Origin of the sequence: Alteromonas sp. Cnat3-28, assembly GCF_022348265.1 — a bacterium.
Taxonomy (GTDB): Bacteria; Pseudomonadota; Gammaproteobacteria; order Enterobacterales; family Alteromonadaceae; genus Alteromonas; species Alteromonas macleodii.
In genome coordinates this window covers 358,492-377,396 of the sequence record NZ_JAKREY010000002.1, presented here as the reverse complement: position 1 = coordinate 377,396, position 18,905 = coordinate 358,492, and the positions used below count along the sequence as shown (strand labels likewise).

Annotated in this window: 21 protein-coding genes; 17 read left to right on the top strand and 4 right to left on the bottom strand. The window is 44.0% G+C overall.

From position 1 onward, the window contains the following. The first annotated feature begins 36 nt into the window (after positions 1-36). From MHM87_RS03795 to MHM87_RS03735, 13 genes are all read left to right on the top strand, one after another. Positions 37-915 carry a ParB/RepB/Spo0J family partition protein gene (locus MHM87_RS03795; RefSeq protein WP_014951454.1) on the top strand — a complete coding sequence of 293 codons (879 nt, stop codon included), beginning with the start codon at positions 37-39 and terminating at the stop codon, positions 913-915. Positions 916-1,121: 206 nt separating this feature from the next. After that, positions 1,122-1,508 (top strand): ATP synthase subunit I, encoded by a 387-nt coding sequence (locus MHM87_RS03790; RefSeq protein ID WP_014977839.1) that lies wholly within the window; start codon positions 1,122-1,124, stop codon positions 1,506-1,508. Between the two features lie 101 nt (positions 1,509-1,609). Then, positions 1,610-2,443, top strand: a complete 834-nt coding sequence (atpB, locus tag MHM87_RS03785; RefSeq protein ID WP_239257808.1) for a F0F1 ATP synthase subunit A — start codon at positions 1,610-1,612, stop codon at positions 2,441-2,443. A 100-nt stretch (positions 2,444-2,543) separates the two neighbouring features. Further along, positions 2,544-2,765, top strand: coding sequence for a F0F1 ATP synthase subunit C (gene atpE, locus MHM87_RS03780; protein WP_012520222.1), 222 nt, complete (start codon positions 2,544-2,546; stop codon positions 2,763-2,765). Between the two features lie 45 nt (positions 2,766-2,810). Beyond that, positions 2,811-3,281, top strand: coding sequence for a F0F1 ATP synthase subunit B (atpF, locus tag MHM87_RS03775; protein ID WP_014951452.1), 471 nt, complete (start codon positions 2,811-2,813; stop codon positions 3,279-3,281). A gap of 14 nt (positions 3,282-3,295) precedes the next feature. Continuing rightward, a complete protein-coding gene (gene atpH, locus MHM87_RS03770; RefSeq protein ID WP_014951451.1) occupies positions 3,296-3,829 on the top strand; it encodes a F0F1 ATP synthase subunit delta in 534 nt (177 codons plus the stop codon). 13 nt (positions 3,830-3,842) lie between these two features. Continuing rightward, positions 3,843-5,384, top strand: a complete 1,542-nt coding sequence (gene atpA / locus MHM87_RS03765; protein ID WP_014951450.1) for a F0F1 ATP synthase subunit alpha — start codon at positions 3,843-3,845, stop codon at positions 5,382-5,384. 58 nt (positions 5,385-5,442) lie between these two features. Beyond that, on the top strand, positions 5,443-6,303 hold the full coding sequence (gene atpG, locus MHM87_RS03760; RefSeq protein WP_012520217.1) for a F0F1 ATP synthase subunit gamma: 861 nt from the start codon (positions 5,443-5,445) through the stop codon (positions 6,301-6,303). Positions 6,304-6,336: 33 nt separating this feature from the next. Beyond that, positions 6,337-7,722: a F0F1 ATP synthase subunit beta gene (gene atpD, locus MHM87_RS03755; RefSeq protein ID WP_014951449.1), complete on the top strand. Its 1,386-nt coding sequence runs from the start codon at positions 6,337-6,339 to the stop codon at positions 7,720-7,722. Positions 7,723-7,782: 60 nt separating this feature from the next. Next, positions 7,783-8,196, top strand: a complete 414-nt coding sequence (locus MHM87_RS03750; RefSeq protein WP_014951448.1) for a F0F1 ATP synthase subunit epsilon — start codon at positions 7,783-7,785, stop codon at positions 8,194-8,196. Between the two features lie 212 nt (positions 8,197-8,408). Next, complete coding sequence (locus MHM87_RS03745; protein WP_239257807.1) at positions 8,409-9,341, top strand: hypothetical protein; 933 nt, start codon at positions 8,409-8,411, stop codon at positions 9,339-9,341. Between the two features lie 41 nt (positions 9,342-9,382). After that, entirely contained in the window at positions 9,383-10,237 is an 855-nt protein-coding gene (locus MHM87_RS03740) for a hypothetical protein (protein ID WP_239257806.1), read from the top strand. Between the two features lie 97 nt (positions 10,238-10,334). Further along, a complete protein-coding gene (locus tag MHM87_RS03735; RefSeq protein ID WP_014977837.1) occupies positions 10,335-10,934 on the top strand; it encodes a glutathione S-transferase family protein in 600 nt (199 codons plus the stop codon). 23 nt (positions 10,935-10,957) lie between these two features. Here the strand turns inward: MHM87_RS03735 and MHM87_RS03730 are convergent, their stop codons facing one another. Next, positions 10,958-11,539 (bottom strand): tRNA-uridine aminocarboxypropyltransferase, encoded by a 582-nt coding sequence (locus MHM87_RS03730; RefSeq protein WP_014977836.1) that lies wholly within the window; start codon positions 11,537-11,539, stop codon positions 10,958-10,960. A 79-nt stretch (positions 11,540-11,618) separates the two neighbouring features. Here MHM87_RS03730 and MHM87_RS03725 point away from each other — a divergent pair, with 79 nt between their 5' ends. The 3 genes from MHM87_RS03725 (at position 11,619) to MHM87_RS03715 (ending at position 14,216) form a co-directional block, all read left to right on the top strand. After that, entirely contained in the window at positions 11,619-11,957 is a 339-nt protein-coding gene (locus MHM87_RS03725) for an MGMT family protein (RefSeq protein WP_014951444.1), read from the top strand. A gap of 67 nt (positions 11,958-12,024) precedes the next feature. Further along, positions 12,025-13,224, top strand: a complete 1,200-nt coding sequence (locus tag MHM87_RS03720; RefSeq protein WP_239257805.1) for an HD-GYP domain-containing protein — start codon at positions 12,025-12,027, stop codon at positions 13,222-13,224. Positions 13,225-13,574: 350 nt separating this feature from the next. Further along, positions 13,575-14,216 (top strand): OmpA family protein, encoded by a 642-nt coding sequence (locus MHM87_RS03715; protein WP_014951442.1) that lies wholly within the window; start codon positions 13,575-13,577, stop codon positions 14,214-14,216. 42 nt (positions 14,217-14,258) lie between these two features. Here the strand turns inward: MHM87_RS03715 and MHM87_RS03710 are convergent, their stop codons facing one another. Further along, positions 14,259-14,726, bottom strand: a complete 468-nt coding sequence (locus MHM87_RS03710; protein ID WP_239257804.1) for a nuclear transport factor 2 family protein — start codon at positions 14,724-14,726, stop codon at positions 14,259-14,261. A gap of 201 nt (positions 14,727-14,927) precedes the next feature. Here MHM87_RS03710 and MHM87_RS03705 point away from each other — a divergent pair, with 201 nt between their 5' ends. Further along, positions 14,928-16,097, top strand: coding sequence for a heparan-alpha-glucosaminide N-acetyltransferase domain-containing protein (locus MHM87_RS03705; protein WP_239257803.1), 1,170 nt, complete (start codon positions 14,928-14,930; stop codon positions 16,095-16,097). A gap of 140 nt (positions 16,098-16,237) precedes the next feature. On the opposite strand, the gene MHM87_RS03700 is transcribed toward MHM87_RS03705, so the two are convergent. Beyond that, positions 16,238-17,239 (bottom strand): LacI family DNA-binding transcriptional regulator, encoded by a 1,002-nt coding sequence (locus tag MHM87_RS03700; protein ID WP_239257802.1) that lies wholly within the window; start codon positions 17,237-17,239, stop codon positions 16,238-16,240. 45 nt (positions 17,240-17,284) lie between these two features. Next, positions 17,285-18,892, bottom strand: coding sequence for an MFS transporter (locus MHM87_RS03695; protein ID WP_239257801.1), 1,608 nt, complete (start codon positions 18,890-18,892; stop codon positions 17,285-17,287). Positions 18,893-18,905 lie beyond the last annotated feature (13 nt).

Here is an 18,905-nt window from a genome sequence, read left to right as displayed (position 1 = left end):
AGCTGAACACTATCAGCACATGCCATAGAGGACACTATGTCAGCACGTAAAAGAGGCCTTGGCCGCGGTTTAGATGCGCTACTCGCAACCAGCCAATCATCTGCTCAAAAAGAACAAGATGCCGCCGAGGTAAATTCAACCAACGGTGAGTTGAGTAAACTCCCTATTGAATACTTAGTGCCGGGCAAGTATCAGCCTCGTAAAGACATGTCGCCTGAGGCATTAGAAGAATTGGCATCGTCCATTCGTGCGCAAGGTATTATTCAGCCTATCGTAGTGAGAAAAGTCGACGAGCACCGCTATGAAATCATTGCCGGTGAACGTCGCTGGCGAGCTTCACAACTGGCACAGCTAGACGAAGTGCCTTGTTTGGTTAAGAACGTGCCTGATGAAGCGGCAGTGGCCATCGCCCTCATCGAAAATATTCAGCGTGAAGATTTAAATGCCATGGAAGAGGCGCAAGCCCTCGACCGTTTAATGAATGAGTTTGCGCTTACCCATCAAGAAGTGGCCGAAGCTGTGGGCAAATCACGCACCACGGTGACAAATTTACTTCGTCTGAATAATTTGAACGACGACGTGAAACTGTTAGTCGAGCATGGCGATATTGAAATGGGTCATGCTAGAGCGCTGTTAGCGCTAGAAGGTGATACCCAGTCGGAAACTGCGCAAGTAGTATCGGGCAAAGGTCTTACCGTGCGCGATACAGAAAAGCTTGTTAAAAAGCTTTTGGAGCCAGCTAAACCTAAGCCTGAGAAGAAAGTTGATCCCGATGTGCAAAACCTTATGACACGACTTTCAGAAAATTTAGGCACTCCTGTGAGTATTGACCACAATGCGAAAGGCAAAGGCAAGCTGACAATTAGCTTTAGCGACCTTGAACAATTAGATGGAATTATCTCTAAAATTCAATAGGTTAAAATAAAATTACTAGAGAAGATCCCTTTGCCTACCCGCAATTGATACGCTGTTCGGTGCAAACGCCGGACACTCTCCTTTCCGGTTATAGCAATAGAAAATTTTCAGAATAACTTTCAAAAAGCGTTGTACTGTTGAAAATTGTCGGTAAAACAGTATACTTCTGACGCTTTTTGTAAGACGTGAACAAGCTGCGAGTAAAAGTGACGAACAAGTTAGCAAAACGCGGGTTAGACCTCGCCAAGAAAGGGCTACTTTTTCAGGCTGTCACGGCCCTAGTCGTTACCGCTTTCGCAGGCGCCGCAGGAGGAAGTCATTCCGCCATGTCGGCAGCGGCAGGCGCTTTAATCAGCATTCTGCCGAACAGTGTTTTTATGGCTTTCGCGTTTCGTTACGCAGGTGCCAGTAAAAACGACCTTGTTGCACGGAGTTTTAGCCAGGGCTCAAAATTGAAGCTGGCACTGACAATCATTTTATTTGTAATTGCTTTTAAAGGCTTAAACGCCGCGCCATTAGAGATTTTCATGGCATTTGTGATTACAACCGCTAGCCACGGGCTAGCCATGTTTCATTACGGTACGAAAGAATAAAGACAGCGCGAGGCGTTGCGATAACGAAAACAACGCATTCGACCGATTGAGACAAAAGAACCAGTCACCAAATTTTTACACTTTACAACTTGGGTTAAACAATGGCATCTGAATACACTACCTCAGAATACATCAAGCACCACTTGACCAATGCCACCATGTGCTCAACTGACAACGGAATTGCTTTTAACAAAGCGTGTTCTGACGCCGGTTTTTGGGCATGGCATGTTGATACACTGGCATGGTCTATCGGTCTTGGTCTTCTTTTCCTAATCATCTTTAGAAGCGTTGCTTCAAAAGCGACAACCGGCGTACCTGGCAAAATGCAGGCGTTTGTTGAGCTAGTTGTTGAGTTTGTTGACGACAACGTTAAAAGCACCTTCCACGGTAAGAGCGCACTTATTGCGCCATTAGCGCTAACTATCTTTGTATGGGTATTGCTAATGAACCTTATGGACTTGGTGCCAGTTGATCTTATTCCATGGGTATCTGGTCTTATCGGCCAAGCGGCTTTTGGCATGGATCCACACGACGTTTACAACAAGGCAGTTCCAACCACTGACCTTAACTTAACGTTCGCACTGGCTTCAGGCGTGTTTATTCTTATTCTTTTCTATTCAATCAAGATGAAAGGCATTGGAGGTTTTGCGAAAGAACTTACTATGCAACCTTTCGGTCACCCTATCTTTATTCCGGTGAACTTTATTCTTGAAACGGTTACTTTGCTTGCGCGTCCGCTTTCACTAGCACTGCGTTTGTTCGGTAACTTGTATGCCAGTGAGCTAATCTTCATTTTGATTGCTACAATTGGTTATTTCCAGCTTCCACTGCACTTCATGTGGGCTGTGTTCCATATTCTGGTACTTCCGCTTCAAGCGTTTATTTTCATGGTGCTTACCATCGTGTACTTAAGCCTGGCGTGTGAAGACCACTAAGCATTAACGGGTGTAGGTTTTGATTTTTAATCGACACCGTTTTTTACAGAGTTTGACTTTTAAACATTAACTTTAAATTTAACTTAAATCGGAGACGTAAATGTTATACATCGCTGTTGCACTACTGATTGGTCTTGGTGCCCTTGGTACCGCTATTGGTTTCGGTCTACTAGGTGGTAAATTCCTTGAATCTGCTGCTCGTCAACCTGAACTAGCACCTCAACTACAAGTTAAGATGTTCATCGTAGCGGGTCTTATCGACGCCATCGCGATGATCGGTGTTGGTATCGCTCTATACCTATTGTTCGCTGTTGGTGCCTAATTCTACTAAACACTTTTTTAGCGAACTTTAAGAGGAGGGGCGATTGTGAATTTTAACGCCACTTTTATTGGTCAATTAATCGCCTTCGCTGTGTTCGTGGTGTTCTGCATGAAATATGTATGGCCTCCACTAATGGCAGCGATTGAAGAACGTCAGAAGAAGATTGCCGATGGGCTTGAAGCTTCTGAGCGTGCAGAGAAAGACCTAGAGCTTGCTCAAGCGAAAGCTACTGAGCAATTGAAAGATGCGAAAGCGCAAGCAGCTGAAATTATCGAGCAGGCTAAAAAGCGTGCCAACCAATTGGTTGACGAAGAAACGCAAAAAGGCCATGCGGAACGCGAAAAGATTATCGCTTCTGGTTATGCCGAGATTGAAGCTGAACGCAATCGTGCCAAAGAAGATTTGCGCAAGCAGGTTTCTGCACTTGCAGTAGCTGGCGCACAGCAAATCTTACAACGTGAAATCGATGCAAACGCACAAAACGACATTGTTGAAAAACTTGTCGCTGAGCTTTAATAGGGAGATGAGCCATGTCTGAATTGACAACCGTTGCTCGTCCTTATGCTAAAGCTGCTTTCGATTTTGCTGTCGAGAAAGATGCCGTTGCAAAATGGCAAGAAATGCTCGCCTTTGCAGGCGCTGTAGCAGCGAACGATGACATGCACCAGCTTTTGTCTGGTGCGGTTGCCGCTGACACGCTTGCCGACATTTTTAACAATGTTTGTGGTGAGCAACTCGACGAACACGGCCAAAACCTGGTTAAGGTTTTGGCTGAGAATAAACGTTTAGCCGCGTTGCCTGAAATTTCTACTTTGTTTGATGCGTTTAAAGCAGATTACGACAAAGAAATAGAAGTGGACGTAACCTCAGCATCTACGCTGACTGATGCACAACAAAACGAGTTGGTTGCATCTTTGGAAAAACGTTTGGCACGTAAAGTGAAGCTTAATTGTAACGTGGACCCTGCCCTGATCGCTGGAATGGTAATTAATGCCGGCGATACAGTTATTGATGGTTCCGTAAAGTCGAAATTGAACCGTCTAGCAGACGCGTTGCAAGCATAACGGGGATAAGAGCATGCAACTTAATTCCACTGAAATTGCTGAACTGATCAAGAAAAGAATTGAACAGTTCAATGTAAGCAGTGAAGCACGTAATGAAGGTACTATCGTCGCAGTAACAGACGGTATTATCCGCATTCATGGCCTTGCCGATGTAATGCAAGGTGAAATGATCGAGCTTCCTGGAAGCCGTTACGCAATTGCACTAAACCTTGAGCGAGACTCTGTAGGTGCAGTTGTTATGGGTCCTTATGCGGACCTTAAAGAAGGCGATAAAGTACAATCTACTGGTCGTATTCTTGAAGTACCAGTAGGTAACGCACTACTAGGTCGTGTTGTAAACACACTAGGTGAGCCTATCGATGGTAAAGGCGCAATCGATGCAGCTGGTTTCGAACCAGTTGAAAAAATTGCACCTGGCGTAATCGAGCGTCAATCGGTAGACCAGCCAGTACAAACTGGTTATAAGTCAGTTGATGCCATGATCCCAGTAGGTCGTGGTCAGCGTGAGCTTATCATCGGTGACCGTCAGTGTGGTAAAACAGCAATGGCTGTTGACGCTATCATCAACCAAAAAGGTACAGGCATTAAGTGTGTGTACGTAGCGGTTGGTCAGAAAGCATCTACTATCGCTAACGTAGTACGTAAACTAGAAGAGCACGGTGCACTTGACCACACTATCGTGGTTGCAGCATCTGCATCTGAGTCTGCTGCGCTTCAATACCTAGCGCCTTACTCTGGTTGTACTATGGGTGAATTCTTCCGTGACCGCGGTGAAGACGCGCTAATCGTATATGATGATTTGTCTAAGCAAGCTGTTGCTTACCGTCAAATCTCACTACTACTTAAGCGTCCACCAGGCCGTGAAGCTTACCCAGGTGACGTATTCTACCTTCACTCACGTCTACTAGAACGTGCTGCACGTGTAAACGAACAATACGTTGAGCGTTACACAAACGGCGAAGTGAAAGGTAAGACAGGTTCATTGACTGCGCTTCCAATTATCGAAACGCAAGCTGGTGACGTATCTGCATTCGTACCAACTAACGTAATCTCAATTACCGACGGTCAGATCTTCCTAGAAACTGACTTGTTTAACGCAGGTATCCGTCCAGCGGTTAACGCTGGTATCTCGGTATCTCGTGTTGGTGGTGCTGCACAGACTAAAATCATCAAGAAGTTGGGTGGCGGTATCCGCCTAGCCCTAGCTCAGTATCGTGAACTTGCGGCGTTCTCGCAGTTTGCTTCTGACCTTGATGACGCAACTCGTGAGCAACTTGAGCACGGTGAGCGCGTAACTGAGCTAATGAAGCAGAAGCAGTACGCACCACTTTCAATTGCTGATATGGGTGTATCTCTGTTCGCGGTAGAAAAAGGTTTCCTTAAGGGTATCGAGCTTAACAAAATCCTAGATTTTGAAGCCGCTCTTCACTCTTACATGAACAGCGAACACGCTGACCTTATGAAGACTATCAACGAATCAGGTAACTACAACGACGAGATTGCCTCTAAGTTGAACGACGCTTTAACAAACTTTAAAGCGACACAAACTTGGTAATCAATGGTGCTGGTGTTTAACCACCAGCGCAATTCGTTGAGTAATCGGAGAGATAGTCATGGCCAGCGGTAAAGAAATAAAAGGTAAGATTGGGAGTATCAAAAATACTCAGAAGATTACCAGTGCGATGGAAATGGTTGCTGCGTCTAAAATGAAAAAGGCGCAGGAACGCATGGCTTCTGGCCGTCCATATGCACAAAATATGCTTAAAGTGATTGGTCACATTGCAAACGGTAACCTTGAATATCGCCATCCTTATTTGGAAGAGCGTGAAGTCAAGCGCGTCGGTTACATTGTGATTTCCACTGACCGAGGCTTATGTGGTGGCTTGAACACCAATGAATTTAAGCTCGTCACTCAAGACGTCAAAAAATGGCGTGAACAGGGTGTAGAAGTGGATTTCGCTGCATTAGGTTCTAAGGCGTGCAGTTTCTTCAACCGCTTTGGTGGCAAGTTGCTTGCTGCTGAATCTGGTTTAGGTGACAAGCCGTCTGTGAGCGATGTAGTGGGTGTTGTACGCGTTATGCTTAAAGCGTACGACGAAGGACAAATTGACCGAGTATTCTTGGTATTCAATGACTTCGTTAACACCATGACACAGAAACCTGTGATCAATCAGTTATTGCCTTTGCCAAAGTCAGAAGACGAAGAATATCAACATCGTTGGGACTACATCTACGAGCCAGATCCAAAAGAAATTTTGGAAGCACTAATGGTTCGTTACATTGAGTCTCAGGTGTATCAGGGTGTTGTAGAAAACGCGGCGTCAGAACAAGCTGCGCGAATGGTTGCCATGAAGGCAGCAACCGACAACGCCGGTAACCTCATTGATGAGTTACAACTGGTATATAACAAAGCGCGTCAAGCTGCAATCACACAAGAAATCAGTGAGATTGTGAGCGGTGCCGCAGCGGTGTAGGCAAAGGTTTAAAAGAGATAACGAGGACAAATTATGAGTCAAGGTAAGGTCGTCCAAATCATTGGCGCCGTTGTGGATATTGAATTTCCACAAGATGCGGTACCAAGAGTTTATGACGCACTACGAGTTACCGAAGGTGACTTGTCAGGTCTAACCCTGGAAGTGCAACAGCAATTAGGTGGTGGTGTTGTTCGTGGCATCGCACTAGGTACTACTGACGGACTAAAACGTGGTCTTGCAGTAGAAAATACCGGTAATCCAATCATGGTTCCAGTTGGTACGAAGACACTTGGTCGTATCATGGACGTATTGGGTAACCCAATCGACGAAGCAGGTCCAATTGGTGAAGAAGAGCGTATGTCTATTCACCGTGAAGCGCCTAGCTACGAAGATCAGTCTAGCTCGGTAGAACTACTAGAAACTGGTATCAAAGTAATCGACTTGGTTTGCCCATTCGCTAAGGGTGGTAAAGTTGGTCTATTCGGTGGTGCGGGTGTAGGTAAAACCGTAAACATGATGGAACTTATCCGTAACATCGCAATCGAGCACAGCGGTTTCTCAGTATTCGCGGGTGTTGGTGAGCGTACGCGTGAGGGTAACGACTTCTATCACGAAATGAACGAATCAAACGTACTTGATAAAGTATCGCTTGTATACGGTCAGATGAACGAGCCACCGGGTAACCGTCTACGTGTTGCACTTACCGGTCTAACAATGGCTGAGAAGTTCCGTGACGAAGGCCGTGACGTTCTATTCTTCGTAGATAACATCTATCGTTATACCCTAGCAGGTACTGAAGTATCAGCACTTCTAGGTCGTATGCCATCTGCGGTAGGTTACCAGCCTACTCTTGCAGAAGAGATGGGTGTACTTCAGGAACGTATTACGTCAACGAAGACAGGTTCAATCACTTCAATCCAAGCGGTATACGTACCTGCGGATGACTTGACTGACCCATCTCCAGCGACAACCTTTGCTCACTTGGATGCAACGGTAGTACTTTCTCGTGATATCGCGTCTCTTGGTATCTACCCTGCGGTAGACCCACTAGATTCAACGTCTCGTCAGCTAGACCCGCTAGTAATTGGTCAAGAGCACTATGACGTAGCACGTGGCGTACAGACTGTTCTTCAGCGCTATAAAGAGCTGAAAGACATCATCGCGATCCTAGGTATGGACGAACTATCTGAAGAAGACAAGCAAGTGGTATCACGTGCTCGTAAGATTCAGCGTTTCCTATCTCAGCCGTTCTTCGTAGCAGAAGTATTTACTGGTGCACCTGGTAAATATGTATCGCTAAAAGACACAATCAGTGGCTTTAAAGGCATTCTAGACGGTGAGTACGATCACCTTCCAGAGCAGGCCTTCTACATGGTTGGTTCTATCGAAGAAGCGCTAGAGAAAGCCAAGAAAGCATAATGACAGGGCTAGCAGTTGCTAGCCTAGCATCATGCTAACGTACCTAATCAGGAGGTTCACATGGCAATGACAGTACATTTGGACGTAGTAAGCGCGGAGAAAGCGATTTTCTCAGGTCGCGTTGAAGCGATTCAGGTGACAGGTAGCGAAGGTGAGCTGGGTATTCACCCAGGGCACGCGCCACTTATCTCTGCTATTAAACCTGGTATGGTGCGTTTGGTTAAACAGCACGGTGAAGAAGAAGTAATCTATGTTGCTGGTGGTGTACTAGAAGTACAACCTGGCAATGTTACCGTACTGGCTGATACCGCGGTTCGAGCTGAAGATCTTGACGAGCAGGCAGCAGAAGAAGCCAAACGACGTGCAGAAGAGCACATCGCCAACCCAGGCGCTGACTTTAACTACGCTGAAGCAGCTCACGAGCTTGCAGAAGCTATTGCTCAACTTCGTCTTATTCAGAAGTTACGCAAATAAAAAGCACAGCTTTGAAAAAACCCGCCAAATGGCGGGTTTTTTATTGCCGAACGAAAAGTGGTCGTTCACGTTCTCTTACGTTTATTTTTATTGCTTACATCGTTATTAGCGCTTAAGGTTGTAAAGTTATCTTTGATCTAAAGTACGCTAGTGCACTGAGTCAGAAATACGGCTTAGGTGCTCTACTTTATCTGCTAGTAAAAATATTATTAATGAAGCTCAATCCCTACGCTAATGTACACAACGGTGCATTTATAGGACTGTATCCAGCATTGTTGGTTGCTGTACTCCTTATGGTGCATTACTTCTCGGGAGCATTAGTTTTACCCATTAAAGAGGGGGGCTTAAGAGACTTCAACACTGCAATAGCTATGAGTTTACTATCAGGCTATTTTTGGTTTTGTATTCAGCTAAATCATAAAAATGTAGTAAGTACTTTGATCTCAATTCTTGTAAAAACAAGTCAGTTGAGTCATTTGAATAAGCACAGGCAAAAGTTATCAAGCAAATTTCAACTACAATCAGCCAATTGCCTATTTATCGCCATCTTAAATACCGTTGTATATGTTCTTGTAGAGAGCCTTCTTCTTAATGACGTACAGTTTTACCAATATATAATAACGATTAGCGCTGCTTTATTTTGGTTTTTGTTTTTTCTTTTCTTAGCGCAATCCTCGTCGAATGTTAGTTACTTAAAAGATCATGTACTTATCCAAACCGAGAACTATTACGACCACTTAAACTCTCTTTCGTCTTTAGCAAGACTCTCCTTAGTGAATGCTACCCTCTCACTAGGGGCTATTTCACTATTCCCCATTTTTTGGTTAGGAAAAAACATACCTATCTACGACATTTTGATGACGCTCTTATTTTCGCTAGTAATCGGTGTTTATCTCTTTTTTCCTGTCGTGAGGCTGAAGTCTCAGTGGTTAAAGGAGAAGTCGAATGTAAGCAGTAAACTTCTAGAAGAAATGGAATGTAAGATTTCGTCTGATAAGCTAGAGCAATATGAAAGATGTGATCAAGAGCTGGAAAGGCTAAGTATTCTTTCAATGAGACTATTCGAAAGGCGGGACAAAGTAAGGCTAGCTGCTTGCCTATCCTTCATAACAATAATGTGGAGTTTAGCGCTTTTTGTTTCCTAAGTTTGAAAGGTAACCATGAGCAAGCTAATACGTTTAAACATATGAAACACAATGTTTTATTCGACAACCTGATGTACCCAGTACTGCTAATCCTTTTCATGATTGTTTTGCATTGCTTTGCTGGCACTATTCAATTCCCCGTAGAATCTAGTGATGCGCAACGAGATCTAAATACAGCCATAGGAACATCTCTGCTTAGCGGAGTCTTTCTGTTAGCAATCAGAGTACTTCAACAAAAAGTGGCTAATAACCTTCTATTAATTCTTAATACTATTAAAAAGCAAAATGAATTTGGCCTGCATAGAAGAATCTTGTCTGAGCAGTTTAAAAAGCAAGTGGTATGGGCGATATCTATAGGATTTATGATGCCTTTGCTATACATGATCTCGGAAGGTGTTATAGAACGGATCGACGAGAAAGAAGTGTTTATCGTTGCAATGAGCGCGATACCCTTTTGGTTGCTTCTGTCTCTTTTTATTATGCAGCTGACAACAGTTAACAGGTACTTATGGAAGTTTTTGTCCGATGATACTGTTGATGCTATGGGGAAATTAAAGCTTTATAAGTACGTCATAAGCCTTACCGTAACAACAATAATGACGACGTCGATGGTATTTTTGGTCATTCCCGTTTTTTGGATAAATCAGCCAATTCACCTCTTTGATGCAATTTTTATTTCCTGCTTGTTTGCGTTTTTTGTAGTATTTCTGCTCACTCCTCTTATATATTTTCACCATCAAGTTAAAAAGATAAAACTAGCTGAGGCGAAAGAAATTGATAAGACAATAGCGCAGCTAATAAAACAAAGCTTGGTTGAAGAGAAAAGTAAAGAAATAGAGCACTTATTGCATGTAAAAGAAACGCTCTGCGACCCAAAGTCTTCATGGAAATTATAATAAGTGTAATGAATTTTGCTGCTTTGCTAGTTTGTATTACACCAACGTGGTGAAAGGCTATGGCTGTTTAAATTTCTACATTTAAGGAACTTACCTTATGCGAATATACGGCGACACGCGTTCAGGTAACTGTTACAAACTCCAACTGCTTCTTTCTTTGTTAGGTAAAACCTGCGAATGGATTGATGTGGACATTATGAAAGGAGAAACACGCGCTCCTTCTTTCCTAGAAAAGACCCCTAATGGGAAAATTCCGTTGCTTGAACTAGACGACGGCAGGGTGTTGTCAGAATCCAATGCCATCATGCACTATCTAGCATCTAACACTCCTTTAATCCCCTCTTCTCCCTATAGTTTTTCGCAACTTTTACAGTGGCAGTTTTTCGAACAATACAGTCACGAGCCTTATATCGCCGTTGCTCGTTACATCAATGTTTATTTAGGGCTACCCGAGGACAGGAAAGCGGAGTACGAATCTAAACAAGCGGGTGGATATCGCGCACTAGCTGTCATGGAGCATCAACTTAAAATTACGCCGTTTTTGCTAGGTGACACGTTAACTCTTGCGGATATTTCATTGTTTGCGTATACCCACGTTGCCCACGAGGGCGGGTTTGACCTTTCCGCCTATCCCGCCATTCGAAATTGGATAAGTTTAGTCAAAGATCAAAAGGGCTTCATTCCCATGAACGCGTAATGTGCGCTAAACGAAGTTCTACGCTAGAAATGCCTTCTATGTGACATAGGGCCTTGCCACTTATCTTGTAAGGCTCTCTGTGCTCTGTAAAGCCCAGAAACGTCGATTTGATCTAAGCACTGTAGTGCATAAGCTGTTGCTTCTAGCGTGGAAAGTGCATTGCTTAATGTGGTATGACGAATAGCATAGTTAGAAGTGGGTGCAGAAATGAAGTGAAACGCTGGTAACTTTGTTAACCATGGGTTCTGTTTCACTAGACCAAATGCTTGTTTCCAACTTCCATCTATTAGAATTAGCGTTGTGATCTCAGAACGTGCAACGGCATCGACACTTTCTATCGGTGTACTGCATTCACTTGGGTAAACAAGCACTGAATGTCGACGTGAGCAGTGTTCGGATAGGGATTGCATAGCGACGACATCATTAGCAAGTATGATTCGCGTCGAAGGAATACACAATGAAACTAAGCGCGCCGTATTCTTGGCGTGAAGTGCTTCTTTTTCGTGTTGAATTATCACAATCTCTAACGATGTATCTACTGTGTTAATGTGAGAGCAAATACAGGTTTTTTGAGGATATCCACAGTGTTCACAATAAAGGCGCATAACTGAATTTCTTTATTCTCTTTTGAACGTTTATCGCACTTATTAACTAAGTAACTTAATAGATAGGATAATATACAACATGCCGAATGAAGCAGTACAATCTCGAGTAGAGAAAACGCTTTCTTTAGTGCCTGAGGGACAGGTAATAAGTTACGCCTTGCTCGCTGACCTGTGTGGATTACCCGGCAGAGCTAGAATGATGGGAAAGTGTTTAAGAGAGATAAATGCTGACTGCCACTGGCATCGCGTACTACGTGCTGACGGTAAAATTGCTTTTCCTGCTGGCTCTGATAAAGCGGATGAGCAGCGAGAGCGATTAGCAGAGGAAGGTGTGGTCGTTAAAAACTACCGAGTGAATATGACGAAGTTTGGTTGGAAGCCAGATTTACACACTATACTAGTAGAGTTAGAGTACTGAGCTTTCACTTTTTATATGAAAGCAGTTAGCAAATATATGGCGATTAATATAGTGCAGTGCATATAAGATGATAAAAAAGATTACTATTGATCAGTTAGTGCCAGGCATGTTTGTTCATCAAATTTTAGAGCAAAAAGGTGCGTTGAGGGTTACGAGCCAAGGCCGCGTTACGTCTGATGACGTGGTTAAAACACTTAGAAAGCGAGGTGTGAAAACCCTCGCCATTGATACAGATAAGGCGTTTAACGTTGAGCAACCTAGTTCATCGGCTACTGTGGAAAAGCACCAAAACTCGTCTTCTAATCAACCGGTAAAATCAAAAAAGATATCACTCGAAAATGAGCTGGTAAGAGCCGCAAAGCTTCACGAGCAAGGAAAGGCAATTCAAAAGTTGTTACTTGCCAATGTACAAAAAGAGACGCCTTTTGATGCGAGTATTCCCAAAGCATTTTCAAATAAGTTAGTCGAGTCGGTAGATAGAAACCCCGATGCGTTGCTTTGTCTAACTAAAATTCGAGAAAAAGACGACTATTTACTAGAGCATTCTCTGAACGTTGCTATTTTACTCGCCAATTTTGGCAAGTATTTAGGGATGTCTGAAGAAGAGGTGCAAGACCTTTCCTATGCTGGCTTTCTACACGACTTGGGCAAAATCAAAATTCCAGATGAAATTCTTCATAAGCCAGGCCGCCTTACGGACAGTGAAATGGAGATCATGAAAGGTCATGTAAAGCACGGGGTCGACTATTTAAAAAGTACGGAAATTGCGCAGCCACTGATTCAAGCGATTAGTGAGCATCATGAGCGATTGGACGGGTTAGGCTACCCTGCTGGGACCAAAGGTGAAGATATTAGTCAAGCAGGCCGAATGCTTGCCATTGCCGATATGTACGATGCACTCACCGCGGACCGGGTGTATAAGGCCGGTATGTCTAGCCAAAAGGCATTCTCTATTTTGATGAGTGATGCGCCAACGCGTCTTGACCAGTCGCTTGTTCAACAGTTTATAAAGTGTCTGGGCGTTTATCCCGTAGGGAGCCTAGTTCTATTATCAAATGATAAATTAGCGATGGTGCTTGAACAGAGAGACTCCCCGCTTACGCCACTCGTAAAGGTTTTTTATTCGGTTCGCAGTAACCATTATCTAACGCCGAAAGATGTTGACCTATCATCGGACAAAATAATCAGTATCAACAAAGCCGTCATAGCGTCTGACTATAAGATTGATGTGAACGCATTTTTTGAGCGCTCAGTTTCAATAGGCTAAAACGTTACTTTTTAGCAACACAGTGTAGTATTTACACTGTGTACCAACGCATTTTTTCTTCTTTATTCCAACGTTCATTTAGCTAACGTTCAGGTTTGATGTCCTACAATCCTCTAAACATGAAGTGCTGTAGTGCCTATGAGTGCTGATTTTTAGGAAAAGTTAAGCAGGAAACGAACTCGTGGCGCTCAGATACTCGTTATTGCTTACATACAGAATATTTGCCAGTGGAACGCTAATTGCTATCACTGTAGTTGTTTAATGCAAAACTAACACTGAGCTTATTGAGAGTGGCAATGGATAAATGCAACTCATCAATATTGAGCTTTTAATTGAAATAAGAGGAAGTTATGAAAAAGACTCTTGCTGTAAGTTTGATTGCTGCGTCACTAACGGTAGCAGGTTGCGCAACTGATCCGAATAATACGCAAAAAGGTGCCGCTATTGGTGCGGTAGTAGGCGCACTGCTGGGTAAAGCGACAGGTGATAACGACAAAAGTCGTTATGCGTGGGGCGCTGCGGTAGGTGCAATCGCAGGTGGTGCGATAGGTAACTACATGGACAAACAGGAAGAAGAGCTTCGAAATGAGCTTTCTGATACTGGCGTTCAAGTTGTGCGAGAAGGCGATAATCTGCGATTGATCATGCCGGGCGACATTACCTTTGCTACTGACAGTTCTAGCATCAGCCCTAACTTCAATCCGGTTCTTCAAGACGTTGCCAAAGTCGTAAACAATTACGAAAAAACCGTTCTTATGATCAAAGGTCATACGGATGACACTGGCTCTGAGCAGTACAACCAGTCTTTATCTGAGCGTCGTGCAGGAGCGGTTAAGAATTTACTTATTAACTATTCCGTTAACCCGACGCGTATCACGACGGTAGGTATGGGCGAATACGCACCTAAAGTACCTAACAATAGTGCAGCAAACCGCTCGATGAACCGTCGAGTAGAGATGGAAATTCAACCACTCACACAGTCTAATACCTAAAGGTAGTTAAGACCCAAAGGCCCCGTTACGTCGGGGCTTTTTTTATTGCATGGTTTTAATTTGATTAGCAACGCTATCTGCAAGCGCGTTGGGGATAGGGATCGTTAAATGGTATTGGGTGACTTTCCACTTCGCTCCCTCTTTTATTAAGACACCTGTGCCTCGTGTTTCTCCCAAGCTTTCATTATCGAGCAGTTCATCAAACCAGGCTACATCGTGTTTAGGGGAAAAATAGATATGCCTGTCTCGCGGGTGGTATGTCCATCCTCTGCCCTTGTCAAAGTGAGGTTTGGCATACGCCTTAAACGCTTCTTTGGTCCATACCTCAGATGCGTCGGTGCCAATAAAGATCGCGCTGTCGTGATACAAACCAAAATACTGCTCAAAGTCTGCAATAGATGCACTGTGATGTAGAGCATTAAGTGTCTGATTCACTGCGTCGCGGTCGTTGTTCGCAACGGCCGTCGTTGCAACAGCAAGCATGACCAGACCTAACAATAGATATTTCATAGTGACTCCGTTTTTCTTCTAGTATTTCTTATTATGCTGTTGAACGCATCATTAGTATATTCGAAGCAAATAATTGCTACTTTTTACTGCAATGTTATAGCATTGGGTTAATCGTTTAACTATCGATGCTGTAAGTGGCTAAAACCACCGCTAAATTCTGAACGAAGTTGTGTTGATAGCAAATATTTCCTCCTTGATGTAATGGCTAAAATGTCTTCTAGTATTCAACGAAACCGTATTCGAAGCATCGATATGATGCGTGGCTTGGTCATGCTGATTATGCTTATCGATCACGTGCGAGAGCGCTTTTTTCTGCATTTGCAGGTATCTGATCCTATGGATATCGATACCACGTCACCTTCTCTATTTTTCACACGGTTAGCCGCCCATTACTGTGCACCCACATTCGTGTTTTTAACGGGGCTGTCTGCATGGCTCTATGCCAATCCAATGGACTCAGCGAATAAGGCCAAGCCGACACGTAATGTCAGAGAGTTCTTAATTAAGCGTGGATTGTTTATTTTGTTCTTAGAGGTCACATTTATTACGTTTAGCTGGGGGGCGAGTTTCCAAACGTTTTATCTTCAGGTGATGTGGGCCATAGGTATCAGCATGATTGCTCTGGCTGTATTGAGTTATCTTCCAAGAACTCTGTTGCTCATTTTAGGCCTCTTAATTGTCTTTGGACATAATGCACTAACGCCAATTAGCTATGTTCCACATGAAACAGGCTATACGCTTTGGACAATGCTGCACGATAGAGGATATATACTTCAGTCAGCCGCCCTAAACATTAAAGTGAGTTATCCCGTGCTTCCTTGGATAGGGGTAATACTGCTCGGTTATGCATGTGGGCCTCTTTACAGTCAACAGCTTGATAAAGCGCGACGCGGCCGGTGGTTGCTTGGTTTATTTGCAGTGTCGCTCAGCCTATTTTTCCTACTTCGCGGTTTAAATATTTATGGTGAGACCTTGCCTTGGGAGCTACAACAAAGTGCCATCACTTCGTTGATGTCATTACTTAATTTGACCAAATACCCCCCGTCTTTAGCATTTTTGCTCTTTACGCTGGCCGGCATGTTTCTATTGTTGTTTGCTTTCGAGCGCGTTAAGGATACGCAGTTTGCGTTTCTTGACACCTTTGGCTCGGTCCCGATGTTTTTCTACATCCTGCATTTGTACGTATTGCTGGTGATGTACGGTATTGCATTCTTTATTTGGGGGGCGAATAAAGGAAAATACGTGGGCGTAGACCATATTTATCAAATATGGTTAATAGCTGCTGGCCTTAGTTTAGTGCTTTATTTCCCTGTTAAATGGTTTAGCGCCTATAAATCAAAGCACCACGCCCCTTGGCTTAAATACTTGTAAGACAGGCCTTCGCGTCTATTGTGGGGTGTACCATCATTAAGGTGGGTAGCAAAGTGCGCTATTGGGAGCGAAAGGCGCTTAATTGAAAGTTTTAATTAAGAGTTTAGATGAAAGTCGGTTTACGACTTACCAACTTGGCTTCATCCTTCATGTTTTACCGTAGACTCCCGAACAACCAAGGAAGGTTCGAAATACAGCTGAACGTTATTAGCCTGACCATATACTTTATTAAGTATGTACTTGGCTGACATTTCAGCCATTTCCGCAATTGGGTTACTGACCGTGGTAAGACGAGGAAAAACATGGTGGGCAAATACCACGTCATCGAAACCAACCACAGACAAGTCGTGGGGAAGGCTCATGCCTAAATCTCTCGCGCAGCTTATCGCACCCGATGCCATCCAATCGTTGGCGCACACTAAAGCCGTGAAAGGCACATCGCGCGCCATGAGCTCTAACAAGCCAATCTTCCCGTCTTCTTCAGAATAGTCGCCGTTAAATATCAACTGTGGGTTTATGGGCAACCCTGCTTCCGACAAGGCGCGTTTATGTCCTTCCAAGCGCAAGCTCGCGTCACACTTGTCAGTCGGTCCAGAAATATATGCAATGTCTTTATGGCCTAGCTCGAGTAAGTGGCGGGTAGCCAGATATCCACCCTTTTCATTATTGAGGCTAGTGCATGCCTCAGGTAGCCCTTCCACCTGTCTGTTAACCAAAGCAACGGGAAGTTTCGACTGGTTTAACTCCAATAAATACTCATCGGATAATGCTTCTGCATGCATGATGAGTGCATCGCAGTTACGGCTAATAAGAAACTCTACCGCATCTTTCTCTGTTTCTAGGCAATTTCGTCCTACCGAAATAATGACATGTTTATCTGCAGCGCGCAGCGTTGACTCTACAGCTTGCATCAGATCGCCAAAAAACGGGGCGTTGAGTTCAGGTACAAGTACCCCGACGCTGTCAGTGCGGTTATTTGCCAATGAACGAGCGACAGAATTTGGGCGGTAATTTAGCTCTTTAACCGCTTTCTCTACGCGTTCTTTCAGTACTTTGTTTACCGAAGCCTTACCATTTAATACGCGGGATACCGTAGATAAAGAAACACCTGCACGCTCGGCAACTTGATAAATGGTGGGCACGTGATAAGACCTCGTTCTCTAAAACAATCACTCTAACTGACTGTATTATGCCGATATCGGCGGTTGTTCGCTACGTCGAGAGAGTAAAGCTTGTGTAACTTCTTTTTGTTTTTCGTCATTTAATGGGTACAGACAGATTAACGCCGCGCCAGCAAAGCCAAATAGCGCCGGTATCCAACTCATTAAAGACTTCATACCTGGAAGCGTTTGATTAATTGTATTGATATCAAGACCGTTATAGCCATAGCTTCCTAATACCAACAAGACGAGCGCCCCTGCGAAGCCTCCCCCTGTTTTTTGAACAAAAGAGCCTGCAGAGTAGACGAGTCCGGTGGCTCTTCGACCTGTCTTATATTCGCTGTAGTCTGCCGAGTCTCCTAGCATAGAGAAAAATAAGGTAGGCAATATAGCTGCAAAAAACTCTGCACTGCAACCTAGAATGAATATGGCGCTCACGCTTTTCTGAGGAACAAAATAAATGCCAGAGGTCAATGCGCTACTTGCTAACAGCGCGATAATAAAGAGCTTCTTGCGACCAAACATAGCGGCTAATTTGGACGTTGCTAATGCGCCGAAAATCGACACCACCAGCAGTGAAATGAAAAAGTAGCCTGTGAGTAGCTCATTGCCCATGTAATATTTGAAATAGTAGGCAATAACGCCATATTTGATGCCATTAAACATCATGGTTAGAAAACCCATTCCTAACAAAATTAGCCAGGGTTTATTGGAAAGCAGGTCGATAATATCCTGCTGAGAACGGGTGTTTTCGGCTTCCGGTCGGCGAGTTAACCGTTTAATTGCAATAGTAGTAAGCGCTATAACAGTAATGAAGATTGCCCCAGTTACAACGTCTCGATAATAAAAGAAGGCGGTTATTGCTGAAAGAGGAACTAGAATTAACGGTAGTTGCTTTACCAAGTCGATGAGTTCAGATGTTAGTGAACGAGGAGCGGGCGCTACTTGGGTACCTGTCTCTGTTTTTGGAGAGTCCAGTTTAGTGTCTTGAGGCTTTGAAACCTGCTGCAACGTAACGCGCTCTTTCGTGGTAAAAACTGTTATACACATTAATATGACAAGCAACGTGGCAAACAACCACATGGTATATTGATACCCTACAGCAGTGTTCCCTTGGCCTAGCAAGTCCACCAGCATAGGCAAACAACCCATAACAAGCAGTCCACCAAAGAATGCCCCAGCAAAACGAAAGCCAGACAAACTTGTACGCTCTCTATCATCACTGGTCATCACGCCCATTAGCGCTGAGTACGGTACATTATTAACCGTATACGCTAAGGTTAGTCCGATGTAGGTCAGGTAAGCGTAAATGAGTTTGCCTGAATACGAGAGATCAGGTGTGGTAAAGCAAAGGACCATGAAAAGGCCAAGAAAAGGAGTGGAGCCTAATATCCATGGGCGAAACTTTCCCATCTTAGTCTGGGTTCTGTCAGCAATCATTCCCATGATAATATCGGTCACACCGTCAGAAAGACGAACGACAAGAAAAAGCATCGCAGCTGCAGCGGCTGTAATACCGAACGTATCGGTATAAAATACCGCCAAATATGCAAGTGCGCCCCGCCAAACTAAATTGGCCGCAGCGTCTCCCATGCCATAACCCACTTTTTCTTTTAATGTCAGCTTATGGTTCATTGCTATTTCCACT

What these genes read in the sequence shown, in the direction of transcription:
- MHM87_RS03795 (WP_014951454.1), top strand. Translation starts at nt 37, where the DNA reads ATGTCAGCACGTAAAAGAGGCCTTGGCCGCGGTTTAGATGCGCTACTC.
- atpB (WP_239257808.1), top strand. Translation starts at nt 1,610, where the DNA reads ATGGCATCTGAATACACTACCTCAGAATACATCAAGCACCACTTGACC.
- atpE (WP_012520222.1), top strand. Translation starts at nt 2,544, where the DNA reads ATGTTATACATCGCTGTTGCACTACTGATTGGTCTTGGTGCCCTTGGT.
- atpH (WP_014951451.1), top strand. Translation starts at nt 3,296, where the DNA reads ATGTCTGAATTGACAACCGTTGCTCGTCCTTATGCTAAAGCTGCTTTC.
- atpA (WP_014951450.1), top strand. Translation starts at nt 3,843, where the DNA reads ATGCAACTTAATTCCACTGAAATTGCTGAACTGATCAAGAAAAGAATT.
- atpG (WP_012520217.1), top strand. Translation starts at nt 5,443, where the DNA reads ATGGCCAGCGGTAAAGAAATAAAAGGTAAGATTGGGAGTATCAAAAAT.
- atpD (WP_014951449.1), top strand. Translation starts at nt 6,337, where the DNA reads ATGAGTCAAGGTAAGGTCGTCCAAATCATTGGCGCCGTTGTGGATATT.
- MHM87_RS03750 (WP_014951448.1), top strand. Translation starts at nt 7,783, where the DNA reads ATGGCAATGACAGTACATTTGGACGTAGTAAGCGCGGAGAAAGCGATT.
- MHM87_RS03745 (WP_239257807.1), top strand. Translation starts at nt 8,409, where the DNA reads ATGAAGCTCAATCCCTACGCTAATGTACACAACGGTGCATTTATAGGA.
- MHM87_RS03740 (WP_239257806.1), top strand. Translation starts at nt 9,383, where the DNA reads ATGAAACACAATGTTTTATTCGACAACCTGATGTACCCAGTACTGCTA.
- MHM87_RS03735 (WP_014977837.1), top strand. Translation starts at nt 10,335, where the DNA reads ATGCGAATATACGGCGACACGCGTTCAGGTAACTGTTACAAACTCCAA.
- MHM87_RS03730 (WP_014977836.1), bottom strand. Translation starts at nt 11,539, where the DNA reads ATGCGCCTTTATTGTGAACACTGTGGATATCCTCAAAAAACCTGTATT.
- MHM87_RS03725 (WP_014951444.1), top strand. Translation starts at nt 11,619, where the DNA reads ATGCCGAATGAAGCAGTACAATCTCGAGTAGAGAAAACGCTTTCTTTA.
- MHM87_RS03720 (WP_239257805.1), top strand. Translation starts at nt 12,025, where the DNA reads ATGATAAAAAAGATTACTATTGATCAGTTAGTGCCAGGCATGTTTGTT.
- MHM87_RS03715 (WP_014951442.1), top strand. Translation starts at nt 13,575, where the DNA reads ATGAAAAAGACTCTTGCTGTAAGTTTGATTGCTGCGTCACTAACGGTA.
- MHM87_RS03710 (WP_239257804.1), bottom strand. Translation starts at nt 14,726, where the DNA reads ATGAAATATCTATTGTTAGGTCTGGTCATGCTTGCTGTTGCAACGACG.
- MHM87_RS03705 (WP_239257803.1), top strand. Translation starts at nt 14,928, where the DNA reads ATGGCTAAAATGTCTTCTAGTATTCAACGAAACCGTATTCGAAGCATC.
- MHM87_RS03695 (WP_239257801.1), bottom strand. Translation starts at nt 18,892, where the DNA reads ATGAACCATAAGCTGACATTAAAAGAAAAAGTGGGTTATGGCATGGGA.